The sequence below is a fragment of the Streptomyces sp. NBC_00820 genome (genome assembly GCF_036347055.1).
In the GTDB taxonomy this organism is placed as follows: domain Bacteria; phylum Actinomycetota; class Actinomycetes; order Streptomycetales; family Streptomycetaceae; genus Streptomyces.
Genome location: NZ_CP108882.1, coordinates 1632080 through 1647332, shown reverse-complemented (window position 1 = coordinate 1647332; position 15253 = coordinate 1632080). Strand labels below are relative to the sequence as shown.

The 15253-nt window shown below is 72.7% G+C and carries 15 protein-coding genes and 8 tRNA genes; 13 read left to right on the top strand and 10 right to left on the bottom strand.

The window, feature by feature from the left end; genetic code table 11:
* Positions 1 to 80: 80 nt before the first annotated feature.
* Complete coding sequence (locus OIB37_RS07565; RefSeq protein WP_330456747.1) at positions 81 to 899, top strand: TrmH family RNA methyltransferase; 819 nt, start codon at positions 81 to 83, stop codon at positions 897 to 899.
* Positions 900 to 1162: 263 nt separating this feature from the next.
* Here the strand turns inward: OIB37_RS07565 and OIB37_RS07560 are convergent, their stop codons facing one another.
* Positions 1163 to 2611, bottom strand: a complete 1449-nt coding sequence (locus OIB37_RS07560; RefSeq protein ID WP_330456746.1) for a serine/threonine-protein kinase — start codon at positions 2609 to 2611, stop codon at positions 1163 to 1165.
* A 598-nt stretch (positions 2612 to 3209) separates the two neighbouring features.
* Here OIB37_RS07560 and OIB37_RS07555 point away from each other — a divergent pair.
* The 3 genes from OIB37_RS07555 (at position 3210) to OIB37_RS07545 (ending at position 5000) form a co-directional block, all read left to right on the top strand.
* A complete protein-coding gene (locus OIB37_RS07555) occupies positions 3210 to 3386 on the top strand; it encodes a hypothetical protein (RefSeq protein WP_330456745.1) in 177 nt (58 codons plus the stop codon).
* Between the two features lie 156 nt (positions 3387 to 3542).
* A complete protein-coding gene (locus OIB37_RS07550; RefSeq protein WP_330456744.1) occupies positions 3543 to 4598 on the top strand; it encodes a phosphotransferase enzyme family protein in 1056 nt (351 codons plus the stop codon).
* Positions 4599 to 4703: 105 nt separating this feature from the next.
* On the top strand, positions 4704 to 5000 hold the full coding sequence (locus OIB37_RS07545) for a TFIIB-type zinc ribbon-containing protein (protein WP_330456743.1): 297 nt from the start codon (positions 4704 to 4706) through the stop codon (positions 4998 to 5000).
* Between the two features lie 76 nt (positions 5001 to 5076).
* Here the strand turns inward: OIB37_RS07545 and OIB37_RS07540 are convergent.
* From OIB37_RS07540 to OIB37_RS07515, 6 genes are all read right to left on the bottom strand, one after another.
* Positions 5077 to 5148, bottom strand: a tRNA-Val gene (locus OIB37_RS07540).
* A 43-nt stretch (positions 5149 to 5191) separates the two neighbouring features.
* Positions 5192 to 5263 (bottom strand) — tRNA-Val (locus OIB37_RS07535).
* A gap of 37 nt (positions 5264 to 5300) precedes the next feature.
* A tRNA-Val gene (locus OIB37_RS07530) sits at positions 5301 to 5372 on the bottom strand.
* Between the two features lie 17 nt (positions 5373 to 5389).
* A tRNA-Val gene (locus OIB37_RS07525) sits at positions 5390 to 5461 on the bottom strand.
* A gap of 1 nt (position 5462) precedes the next feature.
* A tRNA-Cys gene (locus OIB37_RS07520) sits at positions 5463 to 5536 on the bottom strand.
* A gap of 38 nt (positions 5537 to 5574) precedes the next feature.
* Positions 5575 to 5647 (bottom strand) — tRNA-Gly (locus OIB37_RS07515).
* Between the two features lie 179 nt (positions 5648 to 5826).
* Here OIB37_RS07515 and OIB37_RS07510 point away from each other — a divergent pair.
* The 3 genes from OIB37_RS07510 to OIB37_RS07500 are packed head-to-tail and all read left to right on the top strand — an operon-like array spanning position 5827 to position 8633.
* Entirely contained in the window at positions 5827 to 6909 is a 1083-nt protein-coding gene (locus OIB37_RS07510) for a chorismate-binding protein (protein ID WP_330456742.1), read from the top strand.
* Between the two features lie 23 nt (positions 6910 to 6932).
* Positions 6933 to 7754 carry an aminotransferase class IV gene (locus OIB37_RS07505; protein WP_330456741.1) on the top strand — a complete coding sequence of 274 codons (822 nt, stop codon included), beginning with the start codon at positions 6933 to 6935 and terminating at the stop codon, positions 7752 to 7754.
* 54 nt (positions 7755 to 7808) lie between these two features.
* Positions 7809 to 8633: a GNAT family N-acetyltransferase gene (locus tag OIB37_RS07500; protein ID WP_330456740.1), complete on the top strand. Its 825-nt coding sequence runs from the start codon at positions 7809 to 7811 to the stop codon at positions 8631 to 8633.
* A 9-nt stretch (positions 8634 to 8642) separates the two neighbouring features.
* On the opposite strand, the gene OIB37_RS07495 is transcribed toward OIB37_RS07500, so the two are convergent.
* Positions 8643 to 9164 (bottom strand): DsbA family protein, encoded by a 522-nt coding sequence (locus tag OIB37_RS07495; RefSeq protein ID WP_330456739.1) that lies wholly within the window; start codon positions 9162 to 9164, stop codon positions 8643 to 8645.
* Between the two features lie 240 nt (positions 9165 to 9404).
* Here OIB37_RS07495 and OIB37_RS07490 point away from each other — a divergent pair, with 240 nt between their 5' ends.
* Both OIB37_RS07490 and OIB37_RS07485 read left to right on the top strand, forming a co-directional pair.
* On the top strand, positions 9405 to 9887 hold the full coding sequence (locus OIB37_RS07490) for a hypothetical protein (protein WP_330456738.1): 483 nt from the start codon (positions 9405 to 9407) through the stop codon (positions 9885 to 9887).
* A 164-nt stretch (positions 9888 to 10051) separates the two neighbouring features.
* Complete coding sequence (locus tag OIB37_RS07485; RefSeq protein WP_164932512.1) at positions 10052 to 10204, top strand: hypothetical protein; 153 nt, start codon at positions 10052 to 10054, stop codon at positions 10202 to 10204.
* A 149-nt stretch (positions 10205 to 10353) separates the two neighbouring features.
* Here OIB37_RS07485 and OIB37_RS07480 read toward each other — a convergent pair whose 3' ends face one another.
* A complete protein-coding gene (locus tag OIB37_RS07480) occupies positions 10354 to 10914 on the bottom strand; it encodes a CGNR zinc finger domain-containing protein (protein ID WP_330456737.1) in 561 nt (186 codons plus the stop codon).
* 309 nt (positions 10915 to 11223) lie between these two features.
* A complete protein-coding gene (locus OIB37_RS07475) occupies positions 11224 to 11637 on the bottom strand; it encodes an SsgA family sporulation/cell division regulator (protein ID WP_004002642.1) in 414 nt (137 codons plus the stop codon).
* Between the two features lie 191 nt (positions 11638 to 11828).
* Between OIB37_RS07475 and OIB37_RS07470 the strand changes: the two genes are divergently transcribed.
* The 4 genes from OIB37_RS07470 (at position 11829) to OIB37_RS07455 (ending at position 15183) form a co-directional block, all read left to right on the top strand.
* Positions 11829 to 12326, top strand: coding sequence for a TIGR02611 family protein (locus OIB37_RS07470; RefSeq protein WP_330456736.1), 498 nt, complete (start codon positions 11829 to 11831; stop codon positions 12324 to 12326).
* A 150-nt stretch (positions 12327 to 12476) separates the two neighbouring features.
* Positions 12477 to 12548, top strand: a tRNA-Val gene (locus tag OIB37_RS07465).
* Between the two features lie 641 nt (positions 12549 to 13189).
* A tRNA-Val gene (locus OIB37_RS07460) sits at positions 13190 to 13261 on the top strand.
* Positions 13262 to 13335: 74 nt separating this feature from the next.
* Positions 13336 to 15183: a DUF2207 family protein gene (locus OIB37_RS07455; RefSeq protein ID WP_330456735.1), complete on the top strand. Its 1848-nt coding sequence runs from the start codon at positions 13336 to 13338 to the stop codon at positions 15181 to 15183.
* Positions 15184 to 15253 lie beyond the last annotated feature (70 nt).

Genomic DNA, 15253 nt, shown 5'->3' with positions numbered 1-15253 from the left:
CCCCACCACCGGCGCGGACGCGACCGCCCGCGCCGCTTCCCATCTTTGGCACCACACCCAGGACAAGGCAGTATCGACCCGTGGCCGAGCTCATCACCATCGACGACCCCGACGACCCGCGCCTGCGCGACTACACGGACCTGACCGACGTCGAGCTGCGCCGCAGGCGCGAGCCCGCGGAGGGCCTGTTCATCGCCGAGGGCGAGAAGGTCATCAGAAGGGCCGCGGACGCCGGCTACGCGATGCGCTCCATGCTGCTCACCCCCAAGTGGATCGACGTCATGCGCGACGTCGTCGACGAACTGTCCGTCCCCGTGTACACCGTGAGCCCGGAGCTCGCCGAACAGGTCACCGGCTATCACGTGCACCGCGGCGCCCTCGCCTCCATGCAGCGCAAGCCGCTGCCCACGGCGGCCGAACTGCTGCGCCCCGCCCGCCGGGTGGCCGTCATGGAAGCGGTCAACGACCACACCAACATCGGCGCGATCTTCCGCTCCGCGGCCGCCCTCGGCATGGACGCGGTGCTGCTCTCGCCCGACTGCGCCGACCCGCTGTACCGCCGCAGCGTCAAGGTCTCCATGGGCGCGGTCTTCTCCGTGCCGTACGCCCGCCTGGAGACCTGGCCGGCGGACCTGGCCGCGGTCCGCGAGGCGGGCTTCACGCTGCTCGCGCTCACCCCGGCCGACAAGGCCCGCGCGCTCGACGAGGTGGCCCCCCAGAAGATGGACCGGGTCGCCCTCATGCTCGGCGCCGAGGGCGACGGGCTGTCCGCCAAGGCCCTGGGTGCCGCCGACACCTGGGTACGCATCCCGATGTCCCACGGCGTCGACTCCCTGAACGTGGGCGCGGCGGCGGCGGTCGCGTTCTACGCGGTGGCGACGGGACGCCCCGAGTCCTGACCATGCCGGGGTCCTGGCCTCGCCCCGGGTGGTGACCCCGCCCGGGGTTCTGACTTCGCCCCGGGTCCTGGCGCGCCAGGGGTCGTGACTCCGCCCTGGGGCCTGACCTGGCCTCGCCCCGGTCCTGGCTCCGCCTGGGGTCCTGACCCCGCCAGGGGCTCTGGCCTGACCGGAGTCCTGGCCTCGCCCGGGGGCTTGATGCCGCCCCGAGCCCTGATCGCGCCCCGGGGTTACTTCTCGCCGCCGGGGCCGACGCCGGTCCGCTACTCCGTGCCGTACCGCTGAGCCATCCGCTCCGCGCCGTCCGTCCGTCCGTCCGACCGGCCGTCCGTCTGTCCGTGCGGCTGCCCGGACCTCTGCCCGAGCGTCCCGCCGGGCGTTCCAACTGGCGTCAGCCTGTGGTGTGTCTGCTGCCGCTGTACGACGCCTGTCCCGTGGCCGCCGAGTCCGCGCGCCGGGCCCTGGCAGCCCTGGGCGACCGCGATGCCGAGCGCCACCAGCAGCGTCACCACCACGAACACGAACAGCCGCTGCCGCAGCAGCCGCGGGTTGGCCGGGCGCAGCCCGGTACCCGTCGTACGCGGTGCCGGGCGCCCGGCACCGCTGCGTGGGGCGGGCCGGCTGCCGCTGCCGGAGCGGGGGCCGCCACCGCGCGGCGCCGGAGTGGGCCGGGCGCCGCCCGGCCGTGAGACGACGCCGCCGCGCGAACCGCCACCGCCCCGCGAGGGCACCGGCCCCCGGGCGGGCCCGCCGCGCGGCACCGGGGTGCCCGGGGAGGTCCGGCGCTGGGTCCGCTGTTGTTCCGGGTAGGTGTCGGCGAGCCGCCCGGTGGGCCGGTCCTCCTCACCCGCGCGGGGAGCGGGCGTCCGTACGTCGCTCAGGCCCTGGGCCTCGCGGGCCGCGATCTCCTTGAGTCGCAGCGAGAGTTGGAGGGTGCTGGGCCGGTCGTCGGGGTCCTTGGCCAGGCAGGCCCGCACCAGCGGGGCGAGCGCGTCCGGCACGCCGTGCAGCTGCGGCTCCTCGTGCACGACGCGGTACAGCATCACCTCGGAACTGCCGTGCCCGAAGGGCGAGTCGCCGGTCGAGGCGTACGCGAGCGTGGCTCCCAGCGAGAAGACGTCCGTCGCCGGGGTGACGGCGGCGCCGCGCACCTGCTCGGGGGCGAGGAAGCCGGGGGAGCCGACCGCCGTGCCGACGTGGGTGAGCGTGGAGGCGCCGGTGGCCCAGGCGATGCCGAAGTCGATGATCCTGGGCCCCTTCGGGGACAGCAGGATGTTGGACGGCTTCAGGTCCCGGTGGACGACACCGGCCTCGTGCACGGCGACGAGCCCCTCGGACAGGGCCGCACCGATCGCCGCCGTGTCGGCCGCGCCCAGCGGCCCCTCGTCGGCGACCTTGTCGTGCAGGGACGGGCCGGGCACGTACTGGGTCGCGAACCAGGGCCGCTCGGCCTCCAGGTCCGCCGCGACCAGCCGGGCCGTGCACCCGCCCCTGATCCGGCGCGCGGCCGAGACCTCGCGGGCGAACCGCGAACGGAACTCCTGGTCCTCGGCGAGGTCGGGCCGGATCACCTTCAGGGCGACCCGCTGCCCCTTCTTGTCCGAGCCGAGATAGACCACGCCCATCCCGCCCGCGCCGAGTCGCCGGTGCAGTCTGAACGAGCCGACGACGCGCGGGTCCTCGCGCCTCAGGCGCATCATCGCCATGTTCATCCCCGCTGCCCGGCCTCTGTGACGTGGCACAGCTTACGATTCCACGGCCGTCGGCGCGCAGAGGCCGCGCCCTCTTGGGCGGACGGATTGTGCGTGCGGCGCGTGTGAGGTGAAAGACGGTCAGGACACCTTTCCCGATGGTGTCTTTGTGTCTCGGGCGACTCCAACCCGGCGCCGGTGTGCGGGCGTTGGTCACGGCGCGGTTGACCAGGTGTGGGGGCCGTCGGTCACGGGGGTGGGACGGCGGGCGGCAGGGCCGGGGCGGGGTGGCCCGCCCCCTGGACGCGGGAGACCTCCGCAAGGCGCCCTAAGTGATCGAAGTCACTCGAATCCGGTCATCGGAGTGTCCGGGCATCATGGGGCACACCGGGCAACCCCTCCGGGATGACCCCGAGACCCGGGGCCGCGTCTCCACCCAGGGGAGTACTCGCCGGGAGACGGCTCATCCTCCGGGAGGCCCGGGATTCGATACGAGGGCATGACGTACGCGGGGCGCCGCGCGCCTAGATTTGAAGTCAAGCGGCGGGTGCAGCACTCGTCCCCCGAGGTCAAACACCCGCCGCCGCAGAGGACAACCGAATCGGTCAGGAGAGGGACCATGGCCCGCACGGCACCGCGACGCACGATGTTCGCCACCCGCCGCACGGGTCGCCGCCACCCCTTGGTGGCGACGCTCATGGCCCTTCCCCTGGCGGCCCTGCTCCTGCTCGTCTTCGACGGCTGGGAGACGGTGGCCACACAGGCGTCGTCCGTGGGTGCGATGCTGGGGCGCTGAGCGGCGACCCCAGGCCCGGAAGAGCGGTCCGGGCGGGGACATCCATCCATGAAACCCCGTGGGGACGGGGGTACGGCGGACGGCACAGATGCCGGCGCGGCTGGGGAGCTGCGCCGGCATTAGCCGTTCGTGACCGCCCATCCGTGCGAGGACCCCGTGACCACTGACACCCCCGTCCTTCCCGACGCGCTGACCGCGAGGGCCAGAACCGCCGCGCATCCCGGCGGCGAGGGTCCCCGAGCTGACGGTCCCGGCGATGGCGGGCTCCGCATTGACGGGCTCCGCGTTGACGGTCCCGGCGGGGACGGGCTCCGCGTTGACAGTCCAGGCGATGGCGGGGACCGCTGCGACTGCCCCCGTACGACCCTCGCCGATCGCCCCGACGCCACCGTCGTCCGGCACGGCGGCACCGTCGCGAAGGCCCACGCCGCGGACACCGAACCCACCGCGCTGGCCCTGCGCCTCGCCACCGCCGCCCGGCTCCCGGACGTCCTGCTCGCCCCGCACACGGCCGCACCGGAACCCCTGGGCGGCCGGCTCGTGACCCTCTGGCCGTACGGCACCCCGGTGGACCGGGACGACCCGGACGCCGCCCCCTGGGAAGCCGCCGCCACCCTGCTCGCCCGGCTCCACCGCGCCGCCCCTCCGGCAGTACTGCCCCCGATGCGCGGCCCCGCCAAAGCCGTCCGCGCCGTCGGCCGGCTGCGAGAGGCCCTGGAGGCCGCGCCCCGCACGGCGGCGGGCGACGCGGCGGCCGCACCCTCGGTCCTGCGGGCCTGGGCCTCCCTGCCGGCCTGGACCCGGGCCGAGGCGCCCATGCCCGGTCCGCCGGTCCTCTGCCACGGAGATCTGCATCTCGGCCAGCTGGTCCGGTACCCGGCACCGGACGGCCCGTGGCGGCTGATCGACGTGGACGACCTCGGCACCGGCGTACCGGCCTGGGACCTCGCCCGGCCCGCCGCCTGGTTCGCGTGCGGGCTGCTCGCGCCCGACGAGTGGGCCCGTTTCCTGAACGCCTACCGCGAGGCCGACGGGCCTGCCGTACCGCCGGACGGCGATCCCTGGCCGGCCCTGGACGTACCGGCCCGCGCGCTCACCGTGCAGACCGCCGCCCTGGCCCTCGCGAAGGCACTCGCGGCGGGCCGCCCGCTGGACGAGGTGGAGCGGTCCGTGGTGGACGCCTGTGCCCGAATGACGGCTGTTCCACATTAGTTGACGCACTGATTCCCGAAGTAGGCTGCAACCGACCCGGGCCCGACGGGAGTCTGTCCAGGGGAAACACCAAGCAAGACCGACCGGCGAGGAGTTGAGCCGAGCATGCAGTGTCCGAAATGCCATGCGCCGATGCACACCTACAACCGCAACGGCGTCCAGATCGAGCAGTGCAGCGGCTGCCGCGGCATCTTCCTCGACTACGGCGAGCTGGAGGCGCTGACCCAGCTGGAGTCCCAGTGGACGAAGCCCGGCCCGCCGGCGCCGCCCGCCCCGCAGGCGTACCCGGCCCCGCCCGCGCCCGCCTGGGGCGCCCCGCACGGCGGCCACGGAGGGGGCCACGGCGGCCACTACGGTCACCACCGCCACAAGAGCTTCGGCCACATGCTGTTCTCCAGCTGAGCCTGCCAGGGGCGGACGGACCACGACCACGAAGGAGCCCCCGACCGTACGAGACGGCCGGGGGCTCCTTGGCGTGTGGACGATACTGGGATTGAACCAGTGACCTCTTCCGTGTCAGGGAAGCGCTCTCCCGCTGAGCTAATCGTCCTCGGGACCACGATCGCTCCGTGGAGCCGATCGTGAACACTGCGTGCGCGATACTGGGATTGAACCAGTGACCTCTTCCGTGTCAGGGAAGCGCTCTCCCGCTGAGCTAATCGCGCGGGATGATCCTTGCCGATCAAGGTCCTTGCGGACCAGTGGACGATACTGGGATTGAACCAGTGACCTCTTCCGTGTCAGGGAAGCGCTCTCCCGCTGAGCTAATCGTCCGGGGAGGCAGGATCAAGTGGACGATACTGGGATTGAACCAGTGACCTCTTCCGTGTCAGGGAAGCGCTCTCCCGCTGAGCTAATCGTCCTTGGAGGTGGAGACGGGATTTGAACCCGTGTAGACGGCTTTGCAGGCCGTTGCCTCGCCTCTCGGCCACTCCACCAGGAGTGTGGGGGATCGGGATGACCCCTACTTCCTTCGAGCGGACGACGAGGCTCGAACTCGCGACCTCAACCTTGGCAAGGTTGCGCTCTACCAACTGAGCTACGTCCGCTTGTCGTTTCCGTTTCGCTTCCGCGTCCCGGCGACGTGTTGAACTCTAGCGGATTCCTGGGCCAGTACAAAAACGCGTTTGCGCAGCGTGCTGCGGTGCACTCGGCGGAGGACGTGGTCAGGGCCCCCTCAGGGACATCCTCGAGTCGCCTTTCGGACCCCCGACCTAGACTCGACCACGTGCTCCCCCTTCCGCCCTCCCTCCCTCTTCCGGCCCCTCTTGCCCGCTTCGGTGACCGCGTGGCCACCGGCCTCGTCGACGTCACCAGCGACCCGGCCGCTTTGGACTCCACCGGCTTCTGGGCGGTCGCCGCGGACTTCGAGGGGCGCCTGACCTGCGCCCGCTTCGCGCACGTGAGGGAGGAGCCCGTGCCCGCGCCCGTGCCGGGCGGCTGGCACGGACCGGCGGTGGGGGACTGGACCTCCTCCCTGGACCACGCCGCCTACACGGCCGCCGTCCGCCGGATCCGCGAGCACATCGCGGCCGGCGAGGTCTACCAGGCCAACCTCTGCCGGGTGCTCGGCGCGCCCCTCGCGCGCGACGCCGACGTGGACGCCCTGACCGCACTCCTCGCCCGCGGCAACCCGGCCCCCTACGCGGGCACGATCCGGCTGCCGGATCACGGGGTGGAGATCGCCACCGCCTCGCCCGAGCTGTTCCTGCGCCGCGACGGACGGACCGTCGAGTCGGGCCCGATCAAGGGAACCGGCCGCACCGAGGCGGACCTCCTGGAGAAGGACTACGCCGAGAACGTGATGATCGTGGACCTGGTCCGCAACGACATCGGGCGCGTCTGCGCCACCGGCAGCGTGACCGTCCCCGACCTGTGCGTCGTCGAGAAGCACCCCGGCCTGGTCCACCTGGTCTCCACCGTCCGGGGCGAGCTGCGCGACGGCGCCGGCTGGCCCGAACTGCTCGGCGCCGCCTTCCCGCCCGGCTCGGTCACCGGCGCCCCCAAGTCGAGCGCCCTCAGGATCATCGACGCGCTCGAGACCGCGCCGCGCGGTCCGTACTGCGGCGGCATCGGCTGGGTCGACGCCGACCGGGGCGTGGGCGAGCTGGCCGTGGGCATCCGCACCTTCTGGATCGACCGGTCCCGCGACGGCGCGGCGCGACTGCGCTTCGGTACCGGCGCCGGCATCACCTGGGGGTCCGACCCCGAGGGGGAGTGGCGGGAGACCGAGCTGAAGGCGTCCCGCCTGCTCGCGGTAGCGTCGGGCGCGTACGAGGCTGATGGTGCGTACGAGGCAAGCGGCGCGTAAGAGGCAAGTGGAGAGGCACTCACATGAGGATCTGGCTGGACGGCGGGCTGCAGGACCTCGAGTCCGCCCGCGTCTCCGTCTTCGACCACGGGCTGACCGTGGGCGACGGCATCTTCGAGACCGTGAAGACGGTCGAAGGCTGCCCGTTCGCGCTCACCCGCCACCTCGACCGGCTGACCCGTTCGGCCCGGGGCCTCGGCCTGCCCGACCCCGACCACGACCAGGTGCGCGAGGCCTGCGCGGCGGTCGTGAAGGCCAACCCGATGCCGCTGGGCCGGCTGCGCATCACCTACACCGGCGGCCACGGCCCGCTCGGCTCCGACCGCGGAGAGCACGGCCCGACCCTGGTCGTCGCCCTCGGCGAGACCACCCGCCGCCCCGACACGACATCCGTGATCACCGTCCCGTGGACCCGCAACGAGCGCGGCGCGCTCACCGGCCTGAAGACCACCTCGTACGCCGAGAACGTCGTCGCCCTCGCCCGCGCCCACCAACACGGCGCCTCCGAGGCCCTGTTCGCCAACACGGTCGGGCAGCTCTGCGAAGGAACCGGGTCGAACGTCTTCGTCGTCCTGGACGGCGAGATCCACACCCCGCCGGTCGCCTCCGGCTGCCTGCCCGGCATCACCCGCGCCCTGACCGTGGAGTGGACCGGCGCCAAGGAGACCGACCTGCCGCTGGACGTCCTGGACCGGGCCGACGAGGTCTTCCTGACCTCCACCCTGCGCGACGTACAGGCCGTGCACCGGATCGACGACCAGGAACTGGCCGGCGCGCCCGGCCCGGTGACCGCCAAGGCGATGCGGATCTTCGCCGAGCGGTCGGGCGACGACCTGGATCCCTGACGGGGACGGGAAATCCGGCTGACCGGGGGTCGCGCAGCGGGTAGAACATCCGTGATGACGACGACCCTGCGGCCGGTCGAGCCGCTCCAGCAGCACGCCGACGGAACCCGTTCGCGCCGCTATCAGGTGTGCGTGAACAGCCGTCCCGTCGGCGGCGTCCACCTCGGCACCTCGCCCTCACTCGGCGACTCGGTGGCCCGCATCATCGAACTGCGCGTCGACGAGCCCGACCGGCGGCGCGGCCGGGGCACGGTGGCCGCGCTCGCCGCGGAGGAGGTGGCGCGGGGCTGGGGCTGCGCGCAGATCGAGGCCCTGGTGCCCGCCGAGGCGGAGGCCGCGCTGCGGCTCGTCGGCGCCCTCGGCTACACGATGCGCAACCGCGGCATGGAGAAGCGCCTGGGGAAGACGCCGCCCGCACTGCCCCCGGGCAGCCACGGGCGCCCGATGACCCCGGCCGAGTTCGAGGCGTGGCACGCGTACGAGTCCGAGCACTACGCCCGGACGTGGATCGAACGAGGCGTCCCCGAGGCGGCGGCCCGCGCCAAGGCCCGTCGCGACCACGAGACGCTGCTCCCGCGCGGTCTCGACACCGAGGGCATGGAGTTCAGCGTCCTGGAGCACGAGGGGTCGCGGGTCGGCACCCTGTGGGTGGCCCTCGGGGACGCCAAGGCGTTCGTCTTCGACGTCGAAGCCGACGTGGCGCATCGCGGACGGGGTCACGGCCGTACCCTCATGCTGCTCGCGGAGCGCCGGGCGGCGGCCGCCGGCCGGACGGTCCTCGGGCTCAACGTGTTCGCGGACAACGCGCCGGCCGAGCGGCTCTACGAGTCACTCGGGTACGAGACGGTGAGCCGCACCCTCGCCAAGCCCCTGCTGTAGGACCGCGGGTCAGGCCTCGCCGGACAGCAGCCGGTCCGCGATCTCCTCGATGCGCTCGCGCAGGCCTTCCTGGCTCTTGCCGCCGTCGAGGCGTTCGCCGCCGATGACGTAGGTGGGGGTGCCGGTCACTCCGATCGCCTTGCCCTCGGCCTGGTCGGCGTCCACGATCAGGATGTGCCGGCCGTCGATCAGCGCGGTGTCGAACTCCTCCGCGTCCAGACCGAGTTCCCGGGCCACCTCGACCAGGAAGGGTTCTCCCTTACCGTCCAGCTCCTCGACCCGCTCCAGCACCGCCTCGACGTACGGCCAGCCGTTGCCCTGCTCCAGCGCCTCCTCGGCGGCCTGCGCGGCGGCGAAGGCGTGCTTGTGCTTCTCCAGCGGGAAGTGCCGCAGCCGCACCTCGAGCCGGTCGCCGTAGCGGGCACGCAGGGCACGGACGTCGTCCAGGGCGCCGCGGCAGTCGGGGCACTGGAGTTCGCACCAGACGTCGAGGACGAGGGGTTCGGTGGGTACGGGGGAGGAGTCGCTCATGAGTCCCAGTCTTCCAGGCCGGACGCGGGCCACCCAATCACGGCCCGAAGGCCTCGCGATCACGGTCGTACGACCGCGCACGCCCCCGACACCCCCGGAGGAGCCGACCCGGAGATGTCCCTGATGTCGGGCCGGAGCATGGCATCGCGGGCACCGGGCGGTGCAGGATGGAAGGGACGAGGCGCACCTGTCCGTGCCCCGCGTCCCCCGCCGTACGACCGAGCCCGCCAGGAGGACCGGATGATTGCCGAGACCGTCTGCTCCGCCGTGTCCGCGGCGGGCCTGGGTATCGCTGTGGTCACGGCCTACCGCAAGCGCTTCCTGGCCGCCGCCCGCATCGCGGCGTACGCGCTGGTGCCGGTCGGCCTGGTGATGACGGGAGTCGTCGGCTGGCTCTCCGGCACCGCGTTCAGCCCCGTGGCCTGGGCGGGATTCGGCGTGCTGGGCGCCGCCTGGCTCCTGTTCGCCGGCACACGCGCCGTCGAGCGCCGGCGCGGCGGCACGCGTGCCGAGCGCGAGGCCGCGGCCGCCGCCGGACAGAGCGGCGTGGTGGCCACGACCACGACCACGACGCCGACCCCGGCTCTCGGCCAGGGCGTCCGGCCCGCCGCCCGGACCGCGACAGCGCCCCGGGCCACCGGGTCGGCCGGTTCCGCGGGCTCCGCGGGTTCCGCCGAGGATTTCAGCGACATCGAGGCCATTCTCAAGAAGCACGGCATATGACCCGCTCATGACGAGCTGAACGACACAGACCGTCCCGGTGTGTCCGGAAACCGTTCACGACACGGAGCAACTCGAGCGGGACGGGGCGATTTCCGCGAACTACCGCACTTTACAGGAGTGTTGATCGCGTAAAGGGGGCCCCTTGGGTCATCATCGGCGGCGAGATGCTGGACACGACACAGAGCGAGGCCGCGCCGCCGAAGGACGAGCCGCGCGGGTGCCTCTTCGCCCTTTCCCAGCCACCGCTGATGATCTTCCTGGCGGTGATCGGGTGTCTCATCCTCATGGCAGCGCTGCACGATCTGCTGTTGCTGTGAGCCGTACACGTCCGTCCCGGCGCCACCCGCCGGGACAGGCGTCGCCCCCCTGCGAGCACACGAGCCGGCACGCGCCAGAAGTTCGCCACGCGCCCGGCGTCCGTCAGACGTTCGCCACGCGCCTGGCGTCCGGCACGCTCGCCCGCGGATCAGCCCGCGGCCTCCTTGCGCCGGGCCCGGTAGGCGGCCACGTGCAGCCGGTTCCCGCACGTGCGGCTGTCGCAGTACCGGCGTGAGCGATTGCGGGAGAGGTCCACGAAGGCCCGCCGGCAGTCCGGTGCCTCGCAGCGCCGCAGCCGCTCCTGCTCCCCGGCCACCACGAAGAAGGCGAGCGCCATCCCGCAGTCGGCGGCGAGATGGTCGGCGACCGAGGCGCCCGGGGCGAAGTAGTGGACATGCCAGTCGTAGCCGTCGTGGTCCGTCAGGCGCGGAGTGGTCCCCGCCGCGGCGATCAGCTCGTTGATCATCCCGGCGGCGGACCGGGGCTCGGGGGCCGCGAAGATCCCGGCGAACCGCTCCCGGACCCCGCGTACCGCCGCCAGGTCGATCTCGGAGAGCACCCCGACATCACTGATTTTGTGGCTTCGTACGAAATCGGCGAGCGTCGTGACGTCCGGCAGTCCGTCCTTCGCCGTGTCGTCCTCCGGTGCGGTGTTCACCAGATCCACCACCGTGTCGAGCGCACACCGGGTGTCGTGGGTGATCAGCACGTTTCGCTCCCTGGCCTGGGGGCGGGCGCGGGCGCCCGCCGGTGCTGGCCGATGGTAGCGACATCCGGGCCCGGCGTTATCGGCCCTCACCCCGCCGCGGGGGCCGCTGGAGCGCCCCGGCCGCCCGGGGGTGCCCACCGGGCCCGCCCCGGGCTCCCGGCGCCGGTAGGGGCCCGTCAGGAAACGCGCACGGGCCGACGCCGTCCCGCGAACGCTCACGGTGACGGCGTCGGCCTGTGCCGTATGCGGTTGTCTTGGCCCGAGCCGTCTCCCCGAGTGGACGGCGCCGGGCTGCTTGAAGGGGCGCGGCTAGCTTTCCGCCAGGATGTGCGAGAGCTCCTGATCCAGGTCGAAGTGGCGGTGCTCCGTGCCGGGCGGCACGGCGGCGTCGGTTCGCTTCAGGAAGGACTCCAGGGCCCGCGCCGGGGCCTCGAGCAGAGCCTCGCCCTCCGGAGAACTGAGGGCGATGCACACGACGCCCTGACCATGACTGCGCGATGGCCAGACGCGGACGTCGCCGGTGCCCGTGGGCCGGTGCAGCCCCTCGGCGAGGAGGTCGCGGGCGAACACCCACTCGACGGTCTCCTCGGCTCCGGTGTGGAAGGTGGCGTGCACGGCGTAGGGGTCGGCCGTGTCGTACCGCAGGCCTGCGGGGACAGGCAGGGAGGACTCGCTCGACACAACGAGGCGCAGGTGCAGCTCGCAGCTGACCGTGGTGTTCATAAGCGCCAGGGCCTTTCGCTCAGTGTGCGCTCGGGGATTCGCACGTCGGCGAAATCGACATGCCACCTACGGTGCCGTTGTAAACCCCTCTGAGGGTTTTGCGTGCCTTTACGTAACCCTTCCGGCCGAGAACTCCGACGAGGTCTACGACCATTCCAGTGACCGGATTCACTCCGGTAGGGTTTGTCTGTATGAATACGGGGAGTGACGAGTCGGGCGAGGTTGTCGTGACGGTCGACCGGGCGGACCGGACGGACCGGACGGAGACGGCGGACGAGGCGGGTGCGGTGGAGGCGGGCGATCAGCGGTCCGGGCCGGGGCTGGGCTCCCGGGCGCCGGAATTCATCAAGGCCCGCCGGGCCCTGCACCTGAGCTGGCAGGTCGGCGTCTTCGTGGTCGGCCTCGCGGTCGTCGTGGCCGGCGTCGTGATGCTGCCGCTGCCCGGACCGGGCTGGCTGGTGATCTTCGGCGGCATGGCGATCTGGGCGACCGAGTTCGTCTGGGCCCAGCTCGTGCTCCGCTGGACGAAACGCAAGGTGACCGAGGCGGCCCAGCGAGCGCTCGACCCCAGGGTGCGCCGCCGCAACATCGTCCTCACGGTGCTCGGTCTGGTGATCGTGGGCGTCCTGCTCGGGATCTACGTGTGGAAGTTCGGCGCCGTGATGCCCTGGAAGATCAAGGACCAGTGATCCGGCGCGGGCGCTGCGGCCGCCCGTGGGCCCGGACCCCGGCGCCGATCGGGCCGGACCGCGAGCCCGCCGGTCCGGCCTCCCCCGTCCACCGGGTCCGTCCCTGGTCGGAGGCACCCCCTGACATGGGGTAATGTTCTTCCTGTGCCCGGGCGATTAGCTCAGTGGGAGAGCGCTTCGTTCACACCGAAGAGGTCACTGGTTCGAACCCAGTATCGCCCACCCGGACCGACGGCCCATCTGCGAACAGCAGGTGGGTCGTCGTCGTATGCGTGCGAGGCGATCGCCCCACCGGAAAGAGGACGGTGACGATCCGTTACCCGCGACCGACCTTCCTTCCGGCGGGGAGTTCCCGCCTCCGGTCGCCGGCGGAAAATTCCCCGGACCTATTCAGGAATGCTGTCGGATTTCCCCGGAAGCGCGACATGGGGGAAATTCTCGACGACCTCAAGTGCCCTGTGCGAGAGGGTGATCTGAGGCCCGGTCACATCGATGCCGGACGAGCGCCGTCGCACGGGCGGCGGCGCTCGCCCCGAGTGTGGTCCGCGTCACGGCGCGGCGCATGAGTACGCGTACTCAGAATCCCCGGCGGCCGCCCGGGCGGGCTCGGCCCCTGGGCAGGACCCACTGCCGGCCGGGCGGGCTCGACTCCTAGGCGGGACCCACTGCCGCCTCCGCCCTGTGGTCCCTGAACGGATCGCCGAGGTCCGCGGGCCCTCGCCCCGATGGCCGGCCGCCCGGGGCAGCTCACCTTCCGCGTCGGCCACCGCCCGATGACGCGGGCCGGCGGGCGCGAACCGCTCCGTCATCCGGCAGCGGTTTGAACCAACCCCGCCAGGACCTGTATTGTTCAGTGCGTTCCCGGGCGATTAGCTCAGTGGGAGAGCGCTTCGTTCACACCGAAGAGGTCACTGGTTCGAACCCAGTATCGCCCACCGGGAGAGAGCCGGTCCGTCAACGCGGACCGGCTCTTCTGCTTTGTTCACAGGTACGTCTTGAGGGGGGCGCCGTGAGCGACGGAACACGTGGAGGAAGACCCGGCCGGAGAACTTCGGTACGGCGGCGCAGGATCCGAGGCCTGATCGGCATCCTCGCCGCCCTGCTGGTGCTCGCCGCGTCCGTGGGGGTCGCACGCCTGCTGGGGAACGAGGAGCGGGTCACCAGGATGTGGGTGGGCGCCGAGATCGCCGAGGACGGCAGCGCCCGCATCACCGAGGTGATCGACTACGACTTCGGCTACAGGGACACCCCCCGGCACGGTATCTACCGGGACCTGCCGGACCTGCCCTACGACCACGAAGAGGCCAAGGTCCGCGCCACCGAGGACGGCGCCGTGGTGCCGTGGGAGCTCGACTACGGCGACCACTACCGCAGACAGGACGGCGGCGACGAGATCGCGACCCGCATCAAGGTGGGCGACCCCGGCGGCGGCGTCGAGGGCCTGCACCGCTACCGGGTGCAGTACACGCTCCAGGACGTCGTGAAGAACGGCAAGCTCGCCTGGGACGCGGTCGGGACCGGCTGGCGGGTCGACCGCGCGGACGTCGAGATCCACGTCGTGGCGCCCTACGGCCTCACGGGCACCCGCTGTGTGCACGGCGGGTGGAACGCCACCGACCGCTGCCGGGTCGAGCGGACCGGACCCGGCGCGCTGAGCGTCCGGCTCGCCGTGCTCAAGGGCAAAGAAGGCGTCACTCTGTACGCCACCGGCGGCAAAAAGGGGACCGGCGCCGCGGACCGGCTGCCCGCGCCGCCCACCGGGAAGGCCGTCGGCACCACCGTCGAGCGGCCCCTGAAGGCCGTGCTGCTCGCCGTCGGCGCCGCCCTGGCCGCCGCCGTGATCGCGTGCGGGCTGCTCCGGGTCGCCGGCCGCGACCGGTACGCGCCCGAGGGACCCGACGGGACTCCCGGCAGAGCGCGACGCGTCGGGCACCGCGGACTCATCTCCGCCCTCACCCCGAGCGCCGCACTCCCCGAGGGGCTGACCCCCGCTCAGGGCGGCGTCCTGCTCGCCGAACGGGTCGAGCCCGAGCACCGGATCGCGTGGCTGCTCGGCGCCGCCGTCGACGGGCACATCACCCTGTCCGGCTCCACGCAAGCTCCGACCATCAGGCGCGGCACCGGGATCGCGACGGCCGACCCGGACACCCGGGACATCCTGCGCCGGATGCTCGGCGGCCTCGACGAACTCACCCTCGGCCGCTACGACCCGGGCTTCCTCGCGGCCTGGGAGGCGATCGGCAGCCACCTGGAGAGATGGCAGGGCAGCAGCGGAAACTGGGACGAGAGCGCCGCGCGCCGCGTCACCGTCGTACGGCGCGTCGGCACAGCCCTCGCCGGGGCCGGTTTCGTGACCGCCGTCGTGGGCGCCGTGCTCGGCGGCGGCCGCAACCCGGCCGGGGATCCCGCCCTCCTCGCGGGCGCGATCGCCCTCGGCGCAGGCCTCGCCGCGGCGCTCTTCGGCATGGAGCTCCACTCCCGCACGCCCGCGGGCACCAGGCTCTGGCTCCGCGTCGAGGCCCTGCGGCGCTACCTCGCCGACCCGGCGGCCCTCCCGGACTCCGGACACCTCGACGACAGGCAGGTCGAGCGGTACACGGCGTGGGCGGTGGCCCTCGGCCTGGGCAGCAGCTGGCAACGCGCCCTGGAGGATTCCGCCGTCACCACCACCCGCCGCACCTCGACGGTGAGGACCCTGGAGCCCAGCCTGGCCCTCGGACTCCACTCGGCATGCGCGCGCACGCACACGCGGCCCGCCAGCAGCAGTTCGGGCAGCTCCGGCGGCAGCTCGTTCAACAGCGGCTCCTCCGGCAGCGTCGGCGGAGGATCGGGCGGCGGAGGCGGCGGCTCCTGGTGACACGCCGTACCCGGCCGCCCGGGCATCCGGGGCGGCCGGGCACGGCGAACACCACCAGGAACAACACGAA

Excerpts from the sequence above, each read along its gene's own strand:
- OIB37_RS07545 (WP_330456743.1), top strand. The coding sequence starts at position 4,704 with ATGCAGTGTCCGAAATGCCATGCGCCGATGCACACCTACAACCGCAAC.
- OIB37_RS07505 (WP_330456741.1), top strand. The coding sequence starts at position 6,933 with ATGAGGATCTGGCTGGACGGCGGGCTGCAGGACCTCGAGTCCGCCCGC.
- OIB37_RS07475 (WP_004002642.1), bottom strand. The coding sequence starts at position 11,637 with ATGAACACCACGGTCAGCTGCGAGCTGCACCTGCGCCTCGTTGTGTCG.
- OIB37_RS07495 (WP_330456739.1), bottom strand. The coding sequence starts at position 9,164 with ATGAGCGACTCCTCCCCCGTACCCACCGAACCCCTCGTCCTCGACGTC.
- OIB37_RS07470 (WP_330456736.1), top strand. The coding sequence starts at position 11,829 with ATGAATACGGGGAGTGACGAGTCGGGCGAGGTTGTCGTGACGGTCGAC.
- OIB37_RS07490 (WP_330456738.1), top strand. The coding sequence starts at position 9,405 with ATGATTGCCGAGACCGTCTGCTCCGCCGTGTCCGCGGCGGGCCTGGGT.
- OIB37_RS07555 (WP_330456745.1), top strand. The coding sequence starts at position 3,210 with ATGGCCCGCACGGCACCGCGACGCACGATGTTCGCCACCCGCCGCACG.
- OIB37_RS07560 (WP_330456746.1), bottom strand. The coding sequence starts at position 2,611 with ATGAACATGGCGATGATGCGCCTGAGGCGCGAGGACCCGCGCGTCGTC.
- OIB37_RS07485 (WP_164932512.1), top strand. The coding sequence starts at position 10,052 with ATGCTGGACACGACACAGAGCGAGGCCGCGCCGCCGAAGGACGAGCCG.
- OIB37_RS07500 (WP_330456740.1), top strand. The coding sequence starts at position 7,809 with ATGACGACGACCCTGCGGCCGGTCGAGCCGCTCCAGCAGCACGCCGAC.